Source organism: Moraxella sp. TY6 (assembly GCF_048551375.1).
GTDB lineage: Bacteria > Pseudomonadota > Gammaproteobacteria > Pseudomonadales > Moraxellaceae > Faucicola.
Map to the genome: position 1 here is coordinate 146,040 of NZ_JBLYZJ010000003.1, position 21,298 is coordinate 167,337.

A 21,298-nucleotide genomic window follows, 5' to 3' on the forward strand; every position below is an offset into this window, starting at 1 on the left:
TTTGCATGTTATTTAGCAAATTTTTTGGCAAAATAAACCAATCAATCATTGCCCACAGACTTTAGTCCCAACATATCTAGCAACGCCATCATGCTGGCAGACATGGTAATATTCGGGTTGGTAACAACACCCAAATAACGCTGTAATTCAATCGGTGTTTCCATATTCACAGGTTGCAGGTCTTGATTAATCAGGGTCTGTGGTAGCACTGACCACCCCAGCCCCACCGACACCAACATCCGAATCGACTCCAGTGGATTGGTACTCATGGTGGCATACGGTTTCAAATTATGTTTGGCAAACTCCGCTAACGTAATCTGACTGGTAAAGGTATTGGCAGCAGGCAAAATTGCTGGATAATTGGCAAGTTGCTCAAGGCTGACATTTAGTTTTTGAGCCAATGGCGACAGTGTGCCTGTCACAAAATACAAGGGGTCAGACCATAGCATATGATAGTTCAAACGCTTGTCATACACAGGTGGTAATGTCATAAATGCCACTGATAGCTCGCCATCTAACACCGCTTTATGAGCTTGCTCTGAATCAACAAAATGCACTTCTAACTGTACCGCAGGGTAGCTTTGGATAAACTGTTTTAGCACCGCAGGCAGATGGTGTAAGCCGATGTGATGACTTGTACCAATGACCAATTTACCTGATACGGTTTGTTGACGATTTTTTAGGTTAATTTTAAGATTATCATAGTCATCTAGCCAGCGTTTGGCATGGGGAATTAAATCATGGGCAGCTTGGGTTGGGATAATGCCACGTCCTACCGTATCAAACAAGGTGACATCAAATTCATCTTCTAAGTTTTTGATACGTTTACTCACGGCAGGTTGGGTGATGAATAACTTGTCAGCAGCTTGGGAAATACTGCCTGTTTGCATGACTGCCAAAAACGTATTAAGATTGGTAGTATTCATTTGTTTCCTTTTCCTCGTTTATCAACCTAAAAATCCATCATCTAAAGAGGGTATTTTAGTATAAATAAAAGTTTTAACTGTCAAATTATATATTAATTATGATTATATGACTTACAAATTGATAACACAAGCATTTATATCAGCTTAATTTACACAAAAAAAACGATTGTTATAGCCATAACAATCGTTTAAAAAAATCTTCAATAAATCAAGTAAAATAGCCATCAAGCTCTTCTATTTCATATGCTTCTAGCAATTCATCATAACTCACAGAAAAACTGTCAAAATATACTTGTGGTAAAGCGTCTTCGCCATTTTCTTCTTCACTAATATAAGTCACGCCATCGGCATACTCTGCCATTTTTTCGCCAAATGCTTTTGTTGTGTCGTTATCTTTTTTACCCACAACAACAATTTCATCAATACCCCCATACTCCATAACCATATCAATGGCATTGATACACTTTTCACAGTCAGGCTTTACAAAAACTGTTACATAGGAAGACATAAGATTATCCTTTTTTGACATTAAACTTGATTAAATATCATAACAACTCCGATATTATCAATATAAACAATAGTCAACGTGATTTCAAATTATTTCGACTAAACAACAACCACATTGATTCCAAAAAATTCTCAAACATATAAAAATCATCAATTAAAATTATGATATTTGTCTGCTATAATTATGGCATCTAACTGATATAAAATAACGAATAGGATGTAGCTATGACAGCCAAAACATTATACGACAAACTTTGGCAAGACCACTTGGTCATTCAACGTGATGACGGCTCAAGCCTAATCTATATTGACCGTCACCTATTGCACGAAGTCACCAGCCCACAAGCCTTTGAGGGCTTACAACTGGCTGACCGCAAGCCTTGGCGTCTTTCTGCTAATGTGGCAACACCCGACCACAACGTCCCCACTACTACCACTGAACGTAGCAAAGGTGTGAGTGGGATTAAAGATGATGTATCACGCCTACAAGTGCAAACCCTTGATGAAAACTGTGAAAAATTTAATATCACCGAATTTACCATCAATGATGTGCGTCAAGGTATCGTCCATGTCGTAGGCCCAGAGCAGGGTTTGGTACTACCCGGAATGACGGTGGTTTGTGGCGACTCGCACACAGCCACGCATGGGGCGTTGGGCTGTTTGGCTCATGGGATTGGCACGAGTGAAGTCGAACACGTGCTTGCTACCCAATGCCTTGTACAGAAAAAAATGAAAAATATGCTGATTAAAGTCGATGGCAAATTGGGGCAAGGCGTTACACCAAAAGATGTCGTGCTTGCCATTATCGCCAAAATCGGTACAGCAGGCGGTACAGGTCATGCCATTGAGTTTGGCGGGCAAGTATTCCGTGATATGAGCATGGAAGGTCGTATGACCGTGTGTAACATGGCGATTGAAGCAGGGGCAAGGGTCGGTATGGTCGCTGTTGATGATACTACCATTGAATATGTCAAAGGTCGTCCGTATGCCCCAACTGGCGAGAACTGGGATAAAGCCGTTGCTTATTGGAAAACGCTAAAATCCGATGATGATGCGGTATTTGATACCGTGATTGAGATGGATGGTAGCAAGATTGCCCCACAAGTGTCATGGGGAACATCGCCTGAGATGGTGGTGGATATTACCCAAAATGTGCCAACGCTTGCCGATGCCAAAGATGAGGTACAAAAAGACGCTTGGACTCGTGCCTATGAGTATATGGGCTTGACCGCAGGACAGCCGATTAGTGATATCAAGGTTGACCGTGTCTTTATCGGTTCATGTACCAATTCTCGCATTGAAGACTTACGTGACTCTGCCAGTGTGATTAAAGGTCGTAAAGTCGCTGATAGTGTCAAAGAAGCGATTGTAGTCGCAGGGTCTGGACTGGTGAAGCAACAAGCCGAAGCTGAGGGCTTGGATAAAATCTTTATCGAGGCAGGCTTTGAATGGCGTGAACCGGGGTGTTCGATGTGTTTGGCGATGAATGCGGATAAATTACAGCCCAAAGAACATTGTGCCAGTACCTCAAACCGTAATTTTGAGGGTCGTCAAGGCAATGGCGGACGCACACATTTGGTATCACCAGCGATGGCGGCAGCGGCGGCGATTGCAGGGCATTTTGTTGATGTTAGAAATTTTTAAGGAAAAACCATGACCCCCTACACCACCCAACAAGGCATTGTTTGCCCACTTGACCGTTCAAATGTTGATACTGACTTAATCATCCCAAAGCAATTTTTGAAATCTATCAAACGTACAGGCTTTGGCGTAAACCTATTTGACGAACTACGTTATATGGACGAAGGTTATATCGGACAAGATATCAGCAAACGCCCCATTAACACCGACTTTGTGTTAAACCAACCTCGCTATCAAGGTGCGACTATTTTATTAGCACGTGAAAACTTCGGCTGTGGCTCTAGCCGTGAACACGCTCCTTGGGCGTTGGAAGAATACGGCTTTCGTACCGTGATTGCTCCGAGCTTTGCTGATATTTTCTTTAACAACTGCTTTAAAAACGGTATGTTACCTGTGGTGTTAAGCGAAACGGACGTGGATGAATTGTTTAACGAGTGTTTTGCCAATGAGGGTTATCAATTAACCGTAGATTTGCAAAAGCAAGTCGTCATTGCACCATCGGGCAAAGAATATGGCTTTGAAGTCGATGCGTTTCGTAAGCATTGTTTGTTAAATGGGTTGGATGATATTGGTTTGACCTTGCAAGAAAGCGATACCATTAAAGCGTTTGAAGAAAAAGCGAAGACGGATAGACCTTGGGTTTTTGGGTAATAAAGGAAAATTAAAATGACAAAATTAATCGCAGTATTAAAAGGTGACGGCATTGGTCCAGAGATTATCGGACAAGCCGTCAAAGTATTAGACAAACTCATCGAGCAAGGCTTAGATGCCCGTTACGAATACGCCGACTTAGGTGGTATTGCCTACGACAATCACGGCTCACCCTACCCTGCCCCCACCCAAGAACTTTGCCGTAAAGCCGATGCCGTGCTATTGGGTGCAGTCGGCGGTCCAAAATACGACACGCTTGACCGCCCACTGCGTCCCGAGCGTGGCTTACTTGCCATTCGCAAAGACTTGAACCTTTTTGCCAATCTACGCCCTGCTATTTTGTACAAAGAACTCGCTAATGCATCAACCTTAAAGCCTGAAGTCGTTGCTGGCTTGGATATCTTGATTGTGCGTGAGCTGACAGGCGATATCTATTTTGGTGAGCCACGAGGCATCCGCACGCTTGAGAATGGCGAGCGTGAGGGATTTAACACCATGAAATACAGCGAATCAGAAATTCGCCGTATCGCCAAAGTCGCCTTTGAATCCGCTCAAAAACGCAACAAAAAACTCTGCTCAGTGGATAAAGCCAATGTGCTAGAAACCACCGAACTTTGGAAAGAAATCTTCACCGAAGTCAGCAAAGATTACCCAGATGTTGAACTATCGCACATGTATGTTGACAACTGTGCCATGCAATTGGTCAAGAATCCCAAACAATTTGACGTGGTAGTGACTGGCAATATCTTTGGCGATATCCTATCTGACCAAGCCAGTATGCTGACAGGCTCAATCGGTATGCTACCATCCGCTAGCCTTGATGAAAATGGCAAAGGACTATACGAACCCTCACACGGTTCTGCCCCTGATATCGCAGGACAAAACAAAGCCAATCCCCTAGCGACTATTTTGTCATTAGCCATGCTGTTACGTTACAGCCTCAATGATGAAGCCCGTGCCAAACAAGTCGAAAATGCGGTACAAAAAGTGCTTGAACAAGGTCTGCGGACAGGTGATATTTATGAAGCAGGTACAACATTGGTAAGTTGTAGTGAGATGGGTGAAGCGGTGGTTGCTAATCTTGGCTAAAACCATGAATCGCTCACGCTATTGCCTCCAAATCCGCTATAATGCCGTTTTTATTAGGTTAAATAGGGTAATAATAGACTAATGTACTCAATTCACCATGAACCGCATTTTAGCAATCGCAATAACTGGCTACGAGCCACGGTATTGGGGGCAAATGATGGGCTAATTTCCACCGCCAGTCTGCTGATGGGCGTAGCCGCCGCCAATGTCAATGAGCAAACCTTGCTACTCACAGGCGTTGCCTCGTTGATTGCAGGGGCGATTAGCATGGCGGCAGGGGAATATGTGTCGGTATCTTCGCAAGCAGACACCGAAAAAGCCGACCTTGCCAAAGAAGCCCACGAGTTAGAGCATAATGCTGAGCGTGAACTTATCGAGCTGACCACTATCTATCAGCAACGAGGCTTAACGCCCCAACTGGCTCACCAAGTGGCAGTGGCATTGACCGCTCACAATGCCCTCGAAGCCCATGCACGTGACGAAATCGGTCTGACTGAAACAGGCAGTGCCAATCCATTACAAGCCTCGTTAGCGTCTGCGGTATCCTTTATCCTTGGGGCGTTATTGCCTGTGCTGTGCGTGTGGTTATTGCCCAAAACCAGTCTGTTGGTGGGACTCGGAGCGACCACCTTGGTGGGGCTTGGGTTGTTGGGTTGGTTATCGGCAAAACTCGGTGGGGCAAACCCCTTACCTGCGGTGATTCGTATCGTGGTTTGGGGCGTGGTGGCATTGGTGGCGACCAGTTTGATTGGGGAATTGTTTGGGGTAAAAACTGGTTAATATAACGGTAGGCAACACCCTTTAACAATGGCATAATACGCCTCTCTTTATCCTTGTAATCTCACTTCATTATGCCAAACATTCAACACGCTTCTTCTTTGGGTAAAATACTTTCTCACTTTTCTCAAAAACGCCCTGTCAACGCCTATTGGCTATTGCCAATTGTGGCATTATTTTTAGTGTTCACAGGTAACGATGGCTTTTTTGCCCAAATCAACAAGGTTTATCCAATTGCCAGTCATATCGGCTTTACCTTATCGGTGGCGATGGTGCTATTTGGCGTGTTGTTGCTGTTGATGTGGCTATTTAGTTATCGCTTTACCCTCAAATTTGTGTTGGTATTTTTGTTGATGGTGGCAAGCATTACAGGCTATTTTACCGACACTTACGGCACGGTATATGACACCACCATGTTACAAAATGCCATGCAAACCGATAAAGCTGAAAGTTCAGATTTGTTTAACATCCTGTTTTTAATGCGAATTTTATTATTGGGCGTATTGCCAAGTTGGGCAATTTTACGCCAAAAAGTATATTTTCCTCGTTTTAAACACGCTATTTTACAACGCTTAGGGGTTTTTGTTGCCAGTTTAGCCTTGATTGGCTTGCCGATTGTGGCTCAAAGTAAACAATTTGCCTCGTTTTTTCGTGAACATAAACCGATTCGTTTTTATACCAATCCTGTCACGCCCATTTATGCAGTGGGGAAACTCGCCAGTCTTGAATATAAAAAATTGACCATTCCCAAAGACACCATCATGCACGCCAAAGACGCAACCCAAGCGACTTCACCTACCCAACGCAAGCCAAAATTGGTGGTGTTTGTGGTCGGCGAAACTGCCCGTGCTGACCATGTCGGACAAAATGGTTATAGCCGTAATACCTTTCCGCAAATGAGCAAAACCGCTGGTGTGACCAACTTTGCTCAAGTCACTGCCTGTGGTACGTCCACGGCTTATTCTGTGCCATGTATGTTTAGCTATGTAGGGGCAAAGGATTATGAAGTGGATATGGCGAATTATAATGAGAATGTGTTGGAAACGTTAAATCGCCTTAAAATCAATGTGTTATGGCGTGATAATAATTCTGACTCCAAAGGTGTGATGGATAGACTGCCAAAAAATGCCTATTTTAATTATAAAGAAGCCCCCACCAATACGCTGTGTAACACCAATGAATTTAAAGAATGTCGTGATGTCGGTATGCTCGTGGGGCTAGATGAATATGTCAAACAGCATCAAGGGCAAGATGTGCTGATTGTGCTACACCAAATGGGCAATCACGGCCCTGCGTATTTTAAGCGATATGACAAAGCCTTTGAGCAATTTACCCCTGTCTGTCAAACCAATGAACTTGCCAAATGCCCACCCCAACACGTCATCAATGCCTATGACAATGCCCTGCTTGCCACCGATGATTTCTTGGCAAAAACCGTCAACTGGCTGACTGGCTATGATACGTCACACCAAGTCGCTATGCTATATGCCAGTGACCACGGTGAAAGTCTAGGTGAAAAAGGCGTTTATCTGCACGGTATGCCTAATGCCATCGCCCCAGTCGAGCAGAAACACATTGCCTCGATGTTTTGGGCAGGGCAACAGTCAGGTATTCAAGCGGTGGCAAGTGATACCGAATTGAGCCATGATGCCATTACCCCTACCTTGCTAAAATTATTTGATGTTAAAGCGACTGTTGCTGATAACAAAGTGTTATTTATCAAATAATATTTGGCATTTTAACTATTGTAAGCTTTAATCCCCCTTTGAAAAAGGGGACTTTCGCCTCAGCTGAAATGTATTTACTGGAAAAAGCCACTCCTTTTGTAAAGAGGGGGTTGGGGGAGATTCAAAAAATGGCAAATTATTTAAAGGATATTTCAGTGACCCCATCCCCTTTTGTCAAACAATGGCGATTTGAAACTCTACTGGCATCGGGGGGTGCAATTCTCGCTACACTATTTATTGAACATAGCTCACTGGACGTTGCCGTTAGTCAATGGTTTTATCAAGGTAATAGACAATGGTTGATTGATAAGTCTGCACATTTACCCGATTGGATTTTTTATACAGGTATCAAACGCTTACTAATTGTTTTTGAAGTGTATATCATTTTGGCATGGTTACAGCGAGTATTGCTGGCAAAAAAACCACAACATCGACTTGCCCAGCCGTTTACCCAACCACTTAAATTATTTCGCCCATTACAAAATTTTAGCCAACAAGAATTGTGTTATTTAGCCGTAACGATGATTGTCGTGCCAAGCGTGGTTGCAACGCTAAAAGCTGTGACCAATGTCCCCTGCCCCAGTCATTTACAAATCTTTGGCGGTGAGTTTGCATATTTAAGCCTTTGGCAAGATATCGTCAGTGGCTCTGGGCAAAAGTGCTTCCCTGCCGCCCATGCCAGCTCAGGTTTTGCCTTGTATGCTTGGGCATTTTTACCCAGTCTTGCCAAAAAACGTTGGCAAATTGCCATCGCTGTGACTGTGTTGGCATGGCTGATGGGGGGCTATAAAATGGCGATTGGCGACCATTTTTTGAGCCATACCCTTGTGTCGATGTGCCTTGGTTGGGCGATTGGCGGAGGTTGTGCATGGCTGATGTTTAAGAAATAGGAGTTTACCCCTTTTTTCCACATTTGTTACGACATTTCAAAAAAACATGACTGTTAGGTTTACATTTTTTTTATGAATCTTATGCAAGTTTTGATTGCAAATTTTGCAAATTCCTCTAAGATAGGTTTTTATGCGTAATGTTTTGTAAAAACTTTGTTACGTTTTACAAGGATTTAACGCCATCTATTAATTTTGAGCCTGTATTCATACCATCACATTTGCTCGCCATGGGATGAATGCAGGTTATTTATTTGACAAGTGACTGCTGTGATAGCGTAATGCTAGGATGCAAGTGGAGGTTTTATGTCGTTGCATGATATCGTCAATGCCATTAATGACTGGGTATGGAGTCCCGTCTTAATCTATTTATGTTTGTTGGTGGGATTGTATTTTTCGATTCGTGGTCGATTTTTACAAGTTCGCCATTTTGGACGGATGGTTCGTCTATTGATGGACGGCAAAAGTACCGACCAAGGTGTTTCGTCATTCCAAGCACTTGCTATGTCATTGGCAGGGCGTGTGGGTACAGGTAACATTGCTGGGGTGGCGACTGCCATTACCTTTGGTGGGCCTGGGGCATTGTTTTGGATGTGGACGGTAGCTTTCTTAGGTGCAAGCACAGCATTTGTCGAGTCAACATTAGCTCAAATTTATAAAGAACGTGATAGCGAAGGTCACTTTGTCGGTGGCCCTGCGTATTATTTTGAGAAAGCCTTGGGTCAAAAATGGTATGGCGTGCTGTTTGCTATTTGTACGATTTTAGCCTGTGGTATTTTGCTCCCCGGTGTACAAGCCAATTCGATTGCTGAAGCCATGACTAACTCAATGGGCATTGCCCCTGCGGTTTCGGCAGCGGTGATTGCAGCGGTACTAGGGTTTATTATCTTTGGTGGGGTCAAGCGTATTGCCTCATCAGCTGAGTTAATCGTACCATTTATGGCGTTGGCGTATATCATTGTGGCATTGGTCATCATCATCATGCACATTGGTCAATTGCCTGAAGTGCTTGGTTTGATTTTGCGTTCAGCGGTTGGTATGGATTCAGCCTTTGGTGCAGTATTGGGCCTAGCGATTCAATGGGGTGTTAAACGTGGCGTATATTCAAACGAAGCAGGTCAAGGTACAGGCCCTCACCCATCAGCTGCTGCCGATGTGTCACACCCTGCCAAACAAGGCTTGGTACAAGCGTTTTCGGTGTATGTGGATACCTTGTTTGTGTGTTCGGCAACAGGCTTTATGCTGATTATCACAGGGATGTATAACGTACAAGACCCAAATAATAAAGAAGCGTTTTTATACAATGGTGTAAAAGGCGTGGTAGCAGGGCCTGGCTATGTGCAGACAGCGATGGAAAACATCATGCCTGGTTTTGGTTCTATCTTCGTGGCGATTGCGTTGTTTTTCTTTGCCTTTACCACCATCATGGCATACTACTACATGGCAGAAACCAATATCCGCTACCTTGGACGTACCCTTAAACTTGATTGGGCAATTCCTGTCCTTAAAGTGGTGATTGTATTGGTGGTGATTTACAGCTGTCTAAAAACCGCTGACCTTGCGTGGGCATTGGGTGACCTAGGTGTTGGCTTGATGGCATGGCTAAACATCATTGGGATTTTGTTTTTACAAAAACCTGCGTTTGCCGCCTTACGTGACTATGAAGCCCAAGTCAAAGCAGGTAAAGACCCAATTTTTGACCCACGAGCGATTGGCATTGACAATGCACCGATTTGGGATGACATCAGTGCCAAATACCGCAAAGAATTTGGTGAACACCCAGACCATGAGCGTTTTGTGCCATAATGGTTAAAAATAAGTTGGTATTCAACACAAACCCCATTGTTTTAGCAATGGGGTTTTTATTTTGGTCTAAATTACGTTTAATTTATGTCCGCTTCATCGGCATTTTAACCAAACCAAATATCGCAATCAGCAATGCCATCACTTGTATTGCCACCAACGTCCCTACCGTCATTTGCCATTGTCCCTGCCGATACGCCAACCCACACGCCCACGCCCCCAATGTCCCACCCAAATAATAAAACATATAATACAACCCAGAGGCAAGTGAACGCCCCTGTTTGACATTCACCGCAATATACGTGATGGTCGCAGATTGGGTGATAAACACCCCAGAAGACATCACCGCCAGCCCCAAAATTACTAGCCACAACGGCTTGGCAAGGGTCAATAACACCCCAATCATGGAGATGACCACCGCCACTCGCACCATCCGAGCCGCCCCATATTGCCCAATCAAACCACTAGCAATCGGTGTCACCACCACGCCTAGCAAATACACCGCAAAAATATTGGCAAGCCCTGCACTGGTCAGCGAATACGGCTTATCGGCAAGGTGCAAATTGATAAAAGTAAAACACCCCACCAACGAAAACAGCACGCACACGCCCAACAGTGAAGCGGTAATCACATAGCGATTGTGCAAATGGCTATGCAACGTGCGAAATGACGCTTGCCAATTGGCATGAGGGACGAAATGCTGTGATTTTGGCAACTGCCACGCCACCCACATCGCCCCCAACAAGGTCATCGCCCCCATCCACAAAAACCCATGTCGCCACCCTATCCATTCATGCAAATGCCCCAAAATAAAGCGTCCCAAAAACCCACCCAACACCGTGCCAGCCACATAAAACGACATCAGTTTTGCCAACGCTTTACCATGATACTCTTCCCCCACATAGGCAATCGTCACCACGGTAATGCCGGGAACTGCCAAACCCTGTACAAACCGCCATAACATCATCATATCCAGTGATTGCGACACACCCATCAACGCAGTGGGAATCCCCATCAGCACAATCGCTGTAATAATCACCTGCCTACGCCCTATCGCATCGGACAACATCCCCATCAAAGGTGACATCAACGCCACCGCCAGCACCGTAGCTCCGACTACCATCCCTGCTTGGGTTTCGGTGGCATGAAAATCCTGCATAATAATCGGCAAAATTGCCTGTATCGAATACACCTGCAAAAAAGCAAACACCCCAATAATGCCAATGGTTAATTGCAATAATAACGTAGGTGACTGACTGGGTGTTGGTGCGGTATTATTGGTATTTGAGGGTTGAAATGGCTGAGATTGAACCGTATCAGCATTGGTTGCGTGGTTGGCAGAAAGTACAGGCATAAGACAAGGGCTATTAATGGCTGAGTAAAAATAAGGCGTTATACTAGCACTTTTCCGCCCTTACCCTCACTAAAATTACATATTCGCCACAACTTAAACTGTCCCTGTGCGTCACAATTGGATAAACTAATTAACCTAAACTCGGGATAAGAAGTATTAACATTTTACCTATAATCCCCCTAAATCCCCCTTTTTCAAAGGGGGACTTGCCCACCTTTTTAGTCTAAGTTATGGGGGTATAGCCCCCTCTTTCGTAAAGAGGGGGTTGGGGGAGATTTAAATGATAAAAATATCAATGACTTATAATTTTTCTTAACCCAAACTCAGGTTAATTAAAAATAATTTCTTCAAAAACAGGACTCCCATGACCACGTTAAAATCCCCTATGCCCCAACCCCTTGCTGATTATTTACACCAGTTGCATCAAGTTATCGTACCATTTTTGGTCGCTCAAGGGCTGACCCCTAACGCCATCAATGCTCGTGAAGCCCTTGCCAATCTGACTCATACCTTTGTCACCGAAGCCCCCACGATGGCAAAAATCTTAGATACAGTGTTGCTCACGCCTAGCACCTTTCGAGGCTATCCAGTACCGCTTCGCTTGTTTATCCCCTCAACGCTTGCCCCTACGAATAAAGACAATCCCACCAACGTGCCAATCTTGGTGTTTTTTCATGGCGGTGGTGGCATGGCAGGCTCGGTGAGTGTGTATGATAAAATTTATAAAAAATTGGCAGATACCACTGGCTATCTGGTGGTCGCCCCAGAATATCGCCTTGCCCCAGAAAACCGCAATCCCTGTGCCATTGAGGATGCTCATGCCGTGTTGCAATTTTTAACACCGACCTTGCAAGCCTTGGGCTACCAAAATAACGGCACACTGATGATAGGCGGTGATAGTGGCGGTGGTGCGATTACCGCCACCTTGGTGCAAGACTGGCTTGCCAATAAAATTGACACCGATTTGGTGATTACCCATCAGTTATTGATTTATGCAGGGCTAGACTACACGCTATCACAGCCATCCATGCAAGAAAACGCCACAGGCTACCTACTTGAAACCAGTAAAGTGCAATGGTATTACGATAATTATTTTAACCGTTATGATGATAGAGAATTGGCTTCGCCTTTTTGGACGGATTTGGCAACCTTGGCACACCACTCGCCCAACACCTTACCCAAAACATTAAATATTTCAGCAGGTTATGACCCATTGCGAGATGAGGATATTGGCTATCACGAGCAGTTATTAAAAGCAGGATTTGACAGCCAATGGGTGCATTTTGCCGATATGCCCCATGCCTTTTTAAATATGGAAAATCTATGTGCCGAGCAATGTCAGCAAATGTATCAAGCGGTTGGGGATTTTGCGAAGAAATACTGATAGTTAAAGCTGGGCGTATGCCATACGCCCATACAAGCTACCTAAGTTCAAAATAAGACTTGACGCAATCATATGATTTTAAAGTAGAATATTCTTAAGGTAAGGTGCGTCATACGCACCTATTAAAGATGTTGCTTTTGAATGGTGCGTATGACGCACTTTACACATGTAAATATGTTTGAAAAATCAGAGATTTATGGATGTTGCTAGCGTTAATTGTTTTAAACCAAATAATTGCTCGGCAAATTGCCAATCACTCTCATCATCAATATCCACCACGCTATATTTTGGCAACACAAACCCAGTCGCATGGCTATGAATACGCTCTTCGGTCAGCCACGCCTGCCGACTACCCCAATAAAACTGCCCTGCATCATAATACGCATGGGGCAAATCTTGGGTGCGTACTTGTTCATTTTGGCTAAACACAGACGTTAACTGATTCTCGGTATCCATCTTGAGTGAACGCAAAATATTCGATTCAAATTCCAACACAGGAAAGCAATATAAACTCGTTGATTTTTGCCAAATATCAAAGCTTTCAGTTAAAGCATTTGACGTTAATAACGGCGTACAAGGATACAGGCAACACACATTGACTTTTTCGGCAAAATCTTGCACTGCATGGCGAATCACTGCAACCGTAGTGGCATAATCATTGGCAAGTTCGACAGGTCTATCAATGACCTCTGCCCCATGTTGACGAGCGATTTCGGCAATTTCACCATCATCCGTGGACACGATAATTTTTTCAAATAATTGGCTATGCTTGGCGGTTTCGATGGCACGAGCAAGCATGGGTTTACCACAAAAATCTTTGATATTTTTGCGAGGGATACGCTTACTACCGCCACGAGCAGGGATAATGCAGATATTCATAATTGTCTTAATAGGCTATCTTAAAAGGGCGTATGCAATACGCCCCTACTGTTTTAAATTAAAGCTGTCTTTAACGCATTGACCACTTGGTCTTGCATTTCCTCAGTCAAATCATAATACAACGGCAAGCTAATTGCCCCTGCATAATACTGCTCGGCATTCGGAAAGTCACCCAACTTAAAGCCCATGTTTTGATAATACGGTTGAGTATGCACAGGAATATAATGCACATTCACGCCAATATGTTGCTGACGTAGGCTGTCAAATACTTGTTTGCGAGTTTTGCCACTTTCCGTCTTAACTTGAATTGGATACAGATGCAAGCCTGAATAATGACTTGGATTACGATACGGCAAAATAATCGGCAAATCTTTGAGCAATTCATCATAACGCTTGGCAAGCTGATGACGTTTGGCAACAAAAATATCAAGGTTTTCCATTTGGCTCACGCCCAACGCCCCTTGAAGCTCAGTCATACGGTAGTTAAAGCCCAAATCAATCTGCTGATAATACCAACCGCCATCCGACTCGTGCGTCATCAGACTGGCATCACGAGTTATCCCATGACTACGAAGCATCGACATTTTATCGGCTAATTCCTTATCATTGGTGACTGCCATACCACCCTCAGCCGTGGTGATGATTTTGACAGGATGAAAGCTAAACACGGTAATATCACTGTATTGGCAACTACCGATTGGTTTATCAGCATATTTACCACCAACCGCGTGTGACGCATCTTCGATGATGGCAAAACCATATTCTTGCGAAAGGGCGTGGATTTTTGCCATATTGCATGGCTCACCGCATAGATGTACAGGAATCACGATTTTTGGTAAACGGTTTTCTGCTTTTGCCAGTTTTAATTTAGCTTCCAGTGCCTCCACCGACATATTGAGCGTCACAGGGTCAATGTCGACAAAATCAACCTTTGCCCCACAATACAGCCCCACGTTACTAGAAGCGACAAAGGTAATCGGGCTAGTCCATAACCAATCACACTCACCTTCTTTGCCTTGACCCAATCCCAATGCAAGGCAAGCAATATGCAAAGCCGAAGTCGCACTATTCACCGCAATGCCGAAGCCTGCCCCACAATATTGGGAGAGTTTCTTTTCAAAATTAAGGACTTGCTCACCTTGGGTCAAAAAGTCCGATTGCAACACAGCCACCACCGCATCAATATCGGCTTGGGTGATGTGCTGATGCCCATACGGAATTATGTAGTGAGCAGGGATAAAGGTATGACCGTAAGAAATTTTTTGACTAATCGTATTGGTTGACATATAAGTCCTTAATTTATTTAGGAATCATTATAATCAATCCTAAATAGTAGTAAAAAATATTTATATTAAAGCAACAAGTCATATCTTCATAGGCGTTTATAATGGTAATCTTCTATTATTAACCATAAGACCTTTTGAGATATATCAATCTAAAAATCATTCAGTAATTGTGTCATCTGTACATCTGGAGACCTAACAACCCATTCCTCTTTATCAATTTTTATCACAAAAAGACTATCATCGGCATCCATAAAGTGTTTTAAAATGTTTGCTATTTGCACCGTACTGTACTTAGATTTGACGATATATATTGATTCATAAGGTCTTATCCATAGTCTTTTGAAAAATAAATCCATATTTCTATGGATACCTTTTAAGCTATTCTCATCTTTAAGCTGAATATTAATTAAATAGTATTTAGACATTGCGATTTCTTCCTAACCATAGTTTTTATCACACCTTTATTAAAACATGAATAAAATTTAGGCTCAATTTGAATCTGCCCAACAACTAAATAATAATGATGGATGAAGATAGTTGATTTTTCTTATTTTTTATAAAATATTTTTACCATTCAAATTAGAATGATGACCTATCATTGTATATTTCAACCAATAAAAAGATGCCTTCAATTTATTAATATGGTCAACTTTATCTTGCCCCAAAGCCTGTCATCATGGTTTGAATGGTTTTAAACACAATCAACATATCAAGGGCAAATGAAATATGCTTAATATAATAAAAATCGTACTGTACTTTTAGGGCGGTTTCGTCCTCATTACCTGCATAGCCTTGGGTGACTTGGGCCCAACCCGAAATACCAGGTTTGACGATATGCCGATAATTATAAAACGGAATGGTTTTTTCAAATGCTTTTACAAAACTTAACTGCTCAGGTCGTGGACCAATTAGGCTCATGTCGCCTTTTAATACATTGATAAACTGCGGTAATTCGTCAATCCGAGTTTTACGGATAAATTTACCGACTTTTGTCACCCTAGCATCATTTTCTTGAGCCAGTTTTGCCCCATGTTTTTCGGCATCAAATCGCATACTGCGAAATTTATAGATTTTAAACAGCTTACCGCCCTGTCCGACTCGCTCTTGCACAAAAATCACTTTTCCGGGGCTTTCAATGCGAATCAAAATCGCCGTGATGATACAAATAGGTAAAATCAAAGGTGCAGTCAATAAAACCACAATACTATCAAATACTTGCTTAAAGCATAAATATTGTGGTGACGGTAATAACGACCCCAATTCATTTTCATACAAATGATGAATCGCCAGTCGCCCTGTCAAAGATTCAAACACTTGGCGATTATTATACACCGCTCGCCCTTGCAAGGTCTGCTCCGTCAAAAATAATTGCCATTGGTCATCGAGCATCGGTGATGACAAATCCGCCACGATGGCTTGCACATGGCGATGTTGCTCTGGTGTAAGGCTTGGGCTATCCAATCGCACCCAATGAATCTCGGAAGACGCATCAGGAAAGAGTTGTTCAAAATTTTGGCAATGCCCCAACGGAATATATGCCATTGATGGCTGAGAGGCTTTTTTCTCGATTAAATGGGATAAAAAGAAAAATATCGCCCCAATTAAGCCAGCAAATGTTAAGTAATACAGCGAATACCGCAAACGAAGCACAATAATCACGCCTGCCAAAATCACTGCCACCGCCATTAAAATCGGCACAATATAACTTACCGACCGCCGACCCGGAAACTGAGCCAGTTTGTTAAGCCCCAAGGTTGCCAATATCACACCCAAAGTCGCCAATAGCATGCTATTGGATTGGGTTTCGATAAGATTATTTGACAATAACCGCCCTGTCCATCGCCACATCGCTGGCAATAGCACAATAATCACCCAAGCCACCAACAGCCGTATGGGCAAATAACGCCAAAGTCGAAGTAAAGATTGGGGCATTGATGACCTATAAATTAATATTATTTCCCAGTTTCCAATCCTGTTTTACTCGGATTGGCTTTTCGCCATTGCACAAATTGGGTATATAAATCCCCAAAAGTCGCAGGGTCTCTATCAGCAAAATTTTCCAAATCGGTATCGACATTATCACAATCGGTCAAATCACGCACCATGATGCACGAAGCTTGGATTAGCTCAAATGCCTTGGCTTTATCACCTTGATAAGCATACAGTTGGGCATTAGCAAGCAAATTAAATTGTGAAGAATCCGAAGTCAAAACATCTTGAAAAATCTCACGTTTTTTATCCAGTTGGACGGCAGTTACAGGGGCTTGCATCGCCAAAATACGGTCATGGTAAGCACTAAAACCAAACACCCCTGCTTGATAATTCATCTTATTATCTTGGAATTGGTGATTTTTATGGCTCACAAATTGGTCATAATTCAGATAATTTTCTGCCAAATAGGTGTTGGTATAAAATCCTGCACCGCCTGCCAATAGGCTTAATATACCCATTACCCCGCAATTTAGCCATTTTTTTGGCAAAATCCGCCAATTTGACTGGTCAATCAGTGCCAAAAACAACGCAAATACCGCCAAATAGCGAAAATACCAAAGCGGATATTCCACACTGGCATATAATAAACTGGCAAGCACAAATGCCAATGCAATCGCACTCTCAGCACTGTGTCGCCAATGAATCGCTCGCAATAAAATCCATACAATAGGCACAAAGCACAACGCACCCACCACGCCCAATTCTGCCAAAATCATGGTAAAAAAGTTGTGTGAATGGTCGGCAATTTCGGGCCATTTAAAATGTTGAGCATAATCCACACTGGCGGACATATAATGATTCCAGCCCACCCCTGTCCAAGGATGGTCGTGAAACATCATCATCGCACGTTCGCTTAATGCACTGCGATTGCCCTGCCCACCTGCCATACGGCTCACCGCCCCAAGGCTATTGCCCCCAGCGGTATAATTGGCAATCCAACTCGTCCCCATATAATACAGCAAAAACATCACCCAGCCAAAGCCTGCCAATAAAAACTTCGACCGCCACGGTGACTGCTGGGCAAAAAAATACACCCCAATCACCGTCAACATCATCACCAACCCTGCACGGCTCTGCGTCAACGCAAGCCCAATGGTAAAGCACACAAACAATACCATCAACCCAAAACGATATAGCTGACGGTAGCGACCCAAGGCGATTTTTGGTAATGCAGAACTTGTTAAACGAGCATTTTTGCGAATAAAATCTTGGTTGATGGTATCCTTGCTAATATATTGACTAAAGGCTTGATGAAGCTGATAAATCACCCCACACAACGCCAATACAAAGCCATACGCCGTATGATTGGCTTGCCCAAAATTACCATCATAGCGATTGGGTTGGGCATTATCACGCACAATGACCCAGCCTTTATAAAACCCTTGGTAATTCTGCATTTGGCTAAACTGAATAAAAAATGTCAATAATGCCATCACATACACAGCGATAAAAAAGCGGTTTAACAACTGTGACTTATCGGTGACATTACCTGCCACCATCGCCACCATCGCCACCATAAACAAGCAGGCTATCGGAAAAATCAACGCATCAGGGTATGCCAAAGTATGCAATAACGGCTGACAGCCCAACAACACCGCCAATGCCAGCCATGTCCCCACCGATAGGCTAATTTGGCGAATCGGATAATATAATAGAAAGCCAATCACACCCACCACAATCGGAAAAAAAGCCATCGCATTGACCAAAAAATCTCGCCCAAGCGGTGAATGCCAAGGGGCGAGATAACACAGCACTGCAAGCCCCATACATAGGGCAAACCAACGGCTATTATCATTATCGAGATGAGGGGCAGTGACTTGGGCGGACAGCGACATAAACAATTCCCAAATAAAAAATGCTAAACGGGGTAGTTTAGCATTTTTTGTGTGATAGCAGATAGCACAAGAAGACTATTTTTTGGTGGCAGTAATTTTATTAATCGCTACCACTGTCCCAACATGCTGACCTTGAGCATCAATTAAAATTAATGGCAAATCCATACTTGCCTCTGTCACGACTGGGAAATAACCAGTTGCAGTGGGGTAATTGGTTTTGATAGTTTGGTAAAAGGCTTTATCAAAACTTTCAACTTGCGTTAAAGATAACTTTTGTTTAAGTGCTTGTTGTGGATTATAAGGTAAGTATTTTGAAATTTGATAAACCAAATTTTCGGTTTTATCATCGGTTGGAAGAAAGACCAATTTAGGTTTTAGCCAATTTTGTTCAAAAATGGATGGTGGCGTGACTTTCAACTCATTTTTGGGATTAGTAATAAATGCAGGCGAGATGGTATAAGCGGTATCTTTATAGATGGCTATCCAAGCAGGGCGAGCATTCGCAATACTCCACATCCCCCAACCAAATGCCAAAAGCTGAATAATGACAATAACAGCTAAATCCATTTTGATGGTTTTTTTGCCTTTTTTATAGACCATAAAAGTCAGTAATGGTCCTAAAATCAAATCAATACCTAGCATTAAAATAAAAATAGTCATCACGTTAAATAACGCAAAATAAGGATTGGGATACCAAATCAGAAAAATAATGCCTGAAGCAATTAACATTAATAAAGCAGAGAGCAAAAAATGCGTTCCAAAAGCTTTTAATTTATCTTTAAACATATTATTTTATACACTTTCATCAGTTAATTGAATTATCAAACATACAATTTGATGGTAGATACTGGGCATCTATATTTGATTTACATACCCAAGAGTCATCTAATAATCGTTGCCATATCACTTTTTTTCCTTGCAACTGCCCAGATGCCCCTGTAGAAACTGTCGCAACAATCGTTGAATCACGAGTTAAAGGATTGCTGATTTGTGCAACACCTGTATTATGAGGCAAGGTTAAGCCAACTTGTGAACTACCAGATATTAAAGTGGAACCTGTGGCTCGTGGGTCGCACTCATTCCTTTGAAGTCCAATATTGATTCTACCTGTTTGAAAACATTCCTCTACAGAGAGCTTTAACATACTCACCTCATAAGTTAATCGACTTGCTTGTGTTTTTACCACAAATTGTTGATATTGTGGCACGGCAATAGCCGCTAAAATACCAACAATCGCAACCACTATCATTAGCTCAATTAACGTAAAACCACGCTGTGTATAAGAACTATGTTGGGGCATAATGAATCCAAATTTAACGGAAATAATCGAATATTTAATGCAGTTTTCATACCAGCTTTCTATCGTTAGTGATTCAAAATACGATAAACTTGAGTGACTAAATTTTGTTGATATTGTGACCCTAAAGGATTGCCGTTACTCAAGATGGCGACAACCTCACCTTGCTCAGTCATCGCTAATAAAGTATTTAACCCTAATAAGCGACCATCTCGATAATATACTTTTTTATGCAATGGTGATTGTTGATAGGCATAGGTTGCATAACCATAACAATCCTGCCATTTGCTCAAGTCACAGGGTGTGTTTGGTATCGTCAAAATATTAGGTGAAGGTTTTTTCATCATCATTTTGGCTTGCTGGGCTAGGTTGATAGCATTGCCTGACAGCCCTGCTGCAGAAGCCAGCCCTTTAAAATCAAAGGCACTATAAACATCGCCAAATCCTGTAATATCAGTTTCTACATAGTTGTAAAACACCTCATCAATTGCAGGTTTGTTTTCAACAAAGTCAATGGTGGTAGGCGTCAGATGGTATTGTTGCTGAATAATCTGTACATAAGGTTGTTTATTAACTCGGCTAATTATTTCTCCTAACAAACAATAACCCAAATTAGAATAGCTCATTTTTTCATTGGGGCTAAAGTTGAGTTGGATTTTATTAAGATTATCAAGGTGATTTGGGCAAATTTCTTCGCCAATGCCAAACATATCATTACCCCCAAATACTGTATAACGGTCAAATCCACCTCGATGCAATAATAACTGCCCAACCGTAATTTGATTAATTCGGAGGTCTTTTGGGTTATTAACTTCAGTCAGAATCTGTGTAATTGGGGTATCAAAAGACAGTTTATTTTGTTTGATTAATTCAAGGGTGGCATCAGACGTCCATAATTTAGTCACACTGGCATAGCGAAAGCGTGTTGTTTGGGTGACTGGGTCAGATAATAATGGATATTGACCAATATAACCATTTTCACAGTGGTGGATTTGATTATTTTTATCAATGAAGGCGATTTGATTACTTGGGGCATTACCATAAGTGGTTTGGTTTTTGATGATATCTGCAAGCCATGTGGGAGCATTTGGGCTACAGGTGAGTTGTTGATTAGAAAGCTTGGCTCGTAGGGGATAAGTTTTTAGCCATAATTTATTGCGTGCGATGGTATTCACATAGTAATACCCACCAATCACAGCTATCAAAATAACAACTAATAATTGGATAAAATCTTTTAGTTTGAGGTTATGAAACATGGTATCC

The 21,298-nt window shown here is 42.5% G+C and carries 19 protein-coding genes; 8 read left to right on the plus strand and 11 right to left on the minus strand.

Annotated elements, in window-relative coordinates:
* Positions 1 to 41 precede the first annotated feature (41 nt).
* Both ACK1U4_RS03690 and ACK1U4_RS03695 read right to left on the minus strand, forming a co-directional pair.
* A complete protein-coding gene (locus ACK1U4_RS03690; RefSeq protein ID WP_419400021.1) occupies positions 42 to 926 on the minus strand; it encodes a LysR family transcriptional regulator in 885 nt (294 codons plus the stop codon).
* Positions 927 to 1,134: 208 nt separating this feature from the next.
* Complete coding sequence (locus ACK1U4_RS03695) at positions 1,135 to 1,434, minus strand: hypothetical protein (RefSeq protein WP_419400022.1); 300 nt, start codon at positions 1,432 to 1,434, stop codon at positions 1,135 to 1,137.
* A 224-nt stretch (positions 1,435 to 1,658) separates the two neighbouring features.
* Here ACK1U4_RS03695 and leuC point away from each other — a divergent pair, with 224 nt between their 5' ends.
* From leuC to ACK1U4_RS03730, 7 genes are all read left to right on the plus strand, one after another.
* Positions 1,659 to 3,077 carry a 3-isopropylmalate dehydratase large subunit gene (gene leuC, locus ACK1U4_RS03700; RefSeq protein ID WP_419400023.1) on the plus strand — a complete coding sequence of 473 codons (1,419 nt, stop codon included), beginning with the start codon at positions 1,659 to 1,661 and terminating at the stop codon, positions 3,075 to 3,077.
* A gap of 9 nt (positions 3,078 to 3,086) precedes the next feature.
* Positions 3,087 to 3,725, plus strand: a complete 639-nt coding sequence (gene leuD / locus ACK1U4_RS03705) for a 3-isopropylmalate dehydratase small subunit (RefSeq protein ID WP_419400024.1) — start codon at positions 3,087 to 3,089, stop codon at positions 3,723 to 3,725.
* Positions 3,726 to 3,740: 15 nt separating this feature from the next.
* Positions 3,741 to 4,814 (plus strand): 3-isopropylmalate dehydrogenase, encoded by a 1,074-nt coding sequence (gene leuB / locus ACK1U4_RS03710; RefSeq protein ID WP_419400025.1) that lies wholly within the window; start codon positions 3,741 to 3,743, stop codon positions 4,812 to 4,814.
* Between the two features lie 81 nt (positions 4,815 to 4,895).
* Positions 4,896 to 5,594 carry a VIT1/CCC1 transporter family protein gene (locus ACK1U4_RS03715; RefSeq protein ID WP_419400026.1) on the plus strand — a complete coding sequence of 233 codons (699 nt, stop codon included), beginning with the start codon at positions 4,896 to 4,898 and terminating at the stop codon, positions 5,592 to 5,594.
* A 107-nt stretch (positions 5,595 to 5,701) separates the two neighbouring features.
* Positions 5,702 to 7,318, plus strand: coding sequence for a phosphoethanolamine transferase (locus tag ACK1U4_RS03720; protein ID WP_419400070.1), 1,617 nt, complete (start codon positions 5,702 to 5,704; stop codon positions 7,316 to 7,318).
* A gap of 128 nt (positions 7,319 to 7,446) precedes the next feature.
* Positions 7,447 to 8,208: a PAP2 family lipid A phosphatase gene (locus ACK1U4_RS03725; protein WP_419400027.1), complete on the plus strand. Its 762-nt coding sequence runs from the start codon at positions 7,447 to 7,449 to the stop codon at positions 8,206 to 8,208.
* A gap of 303 nt (positions 8,209 to 8,511) precedes the next feature.
* The gene (locus tag ACK1U4_RS03730) at positions 8,512 to 10,011 is read left to right on the plus strand and encodes an alanine/glycine:cation symporter family protein (RefSeq protein ID WP_419400028.1); all 1,500 of its coding nucleotides are present in this window, start codon (positions 8,512 to 8,514) and stop codon (positions 10,009 to 10,011) included.
* 82 nt (positions 10,012 to 10,093) lie between these two features.
* Here the strand turns inward: ACK1U4_RS03730 and ACK1U4_RS03735 are convergent, their stop codons facing one another.
* Positions 10,094 to 11,362 carry an MFS transporter gene (locus ACK1U4_RS03735; protein WP_419400029.1) on the minus strand — a complete coding sequence of 423 codons (1,269 nt, stop codon included), beginning with the start codon at positions 11,360 to 11,362 and terminating at the stop codon, positions 10,094 to 10,096.
* A 364-nt stretch (positions 11,363 to 11,726) separates the two neighbouring features.
* Here ACK1U4_RS03735 and ACK1U4_RS03740 point away from each other — a divergent pair, with 364 nt between their 5' ends.
* The gene (locus ACK1U4_RS03740; protein WP_419400030.1) at positions 11,727 to 12,746 is read left to right on the plus strand and encodes an alpha/beta hydrolase fold domain-containing protein; all 1,020 of its coding nucleotides are present in this window, start codon (positions 11,727 to 11,729) and stop codon (positions 12,744 to 12,746) included.
* 186 nt (positions 12,747 to 12,932) lie between these two features.
* Here ACK1U4_RS03740 and pseF read toward each other — a convergent pair whose 3' ends face one another.
* From pseF to ACK1U4_RS03780, 8 genes are all read right to left on the minus strand, one after another.
* Positions 12,933 to 13,625 carry a pseudaminic acid cytidylyltransferase gene (gene pseF, locus ACK1U4_RS03745; RefSeq protein WP_419400031.1) on the minus strand — a complete coding sequence of 231 codons (693 nt, stop codon included), beginning with the start codon at positions 13,623 to 13,625 and terminating at the stop codon, positions 12,933 to 12,935.
* A gap of 53 nt (positions 13,626 to 13,678) precedes the next feature.
* Positions 13,679 to 14,911, minus strand: a complete 1,233-nt coding sequence (pseC, locus tag ACK1U4_RS03750; RefSeq protein ID WP_419400032.1) for a UDP-4-amino-4,6-dideoxy-N-acetyl-beta-L-altrosamine transaminase — start codon at positions 14,909 to 14,911, stop codon at positions 13,679 to 13,681.
* Between the two features lie 149 nt (positions 14,912 to 15,060).
* The gene (locus tag ACK1U4_RS03755; RefSeq protein WP_419400033.1) at positions 15,061 to 15,336 is read right to left on the minus strand and encodes a hypothetical protein; all 276 of its coding nucleotides are present in this window, start codon (positions 15,334 to 15,336) and stop codon (positions 15,061 to 15,063) included.
* A gap of 226 nt (positions 15,337 to 15,562) precedes the next feature.
* Positions 15,563 to 16,843: a sugar transferase gene (locus ACK1U4_RS03760; RefSeq protein ID WP_419400034.1), complete on the minus strand. Its 1,281-nt coding sequence runs from the start codon at positions 16,841 to 16,843 to the stop codon at positions 15,563 to 15,565.
* 20 nt (positions 16,844 to 16,863) lie between these two features.
* A complete protein-coding gene (locus ACK1U4_RS03765) occupies positions 16,864 to 18,738 on the minus strand; it encodes an O-antigen ligase family protein (RefSeq protein WP_419400035.1) in 1,875 nt (624 codons plus the stop codon).
* A 75-nt stretch (positions 18,739 to 18,813) separates the two neighbouring features.
* On the minus strand, positions 18,814 to 19,467 hold the full coding sequence (locus ACK1U4_RS03770) for a hypothetical protein (protein ID WP_419400036.1): 654 nt from the start codon (positions 19,465 to 19,467) through the stop codon (positions 18,814 to 18,816).
* Between the two features lie 76 nt (positions 19,468 to 19,543).
* Positions 19,544 to 20,038: a pilin gene (locus tag ACK1U4_RS03775; protein ID WP_419400037.1), complete on the minus strand. Its 495-nt coding sequence runs from the start codon at positions 20,036 to 20,038 to the stop codon at positions 19,544 to 19,546.
* A 65-nt stretch (positions 20,039 to 20,103) separates the two neighbouring features.
* A complete protein-coding gene (locus tag ACK1U4_RS03780) occupies positions 20,104 to 21,291 on the minus strand; it encodes a serine hydrolase domain-containing protein (protein WP_419400038.1) in 1,188 nt (395 codons plus the stop codon).
* Positions 21,292 to 21,298: the final 7 nt, after the last annotated feature.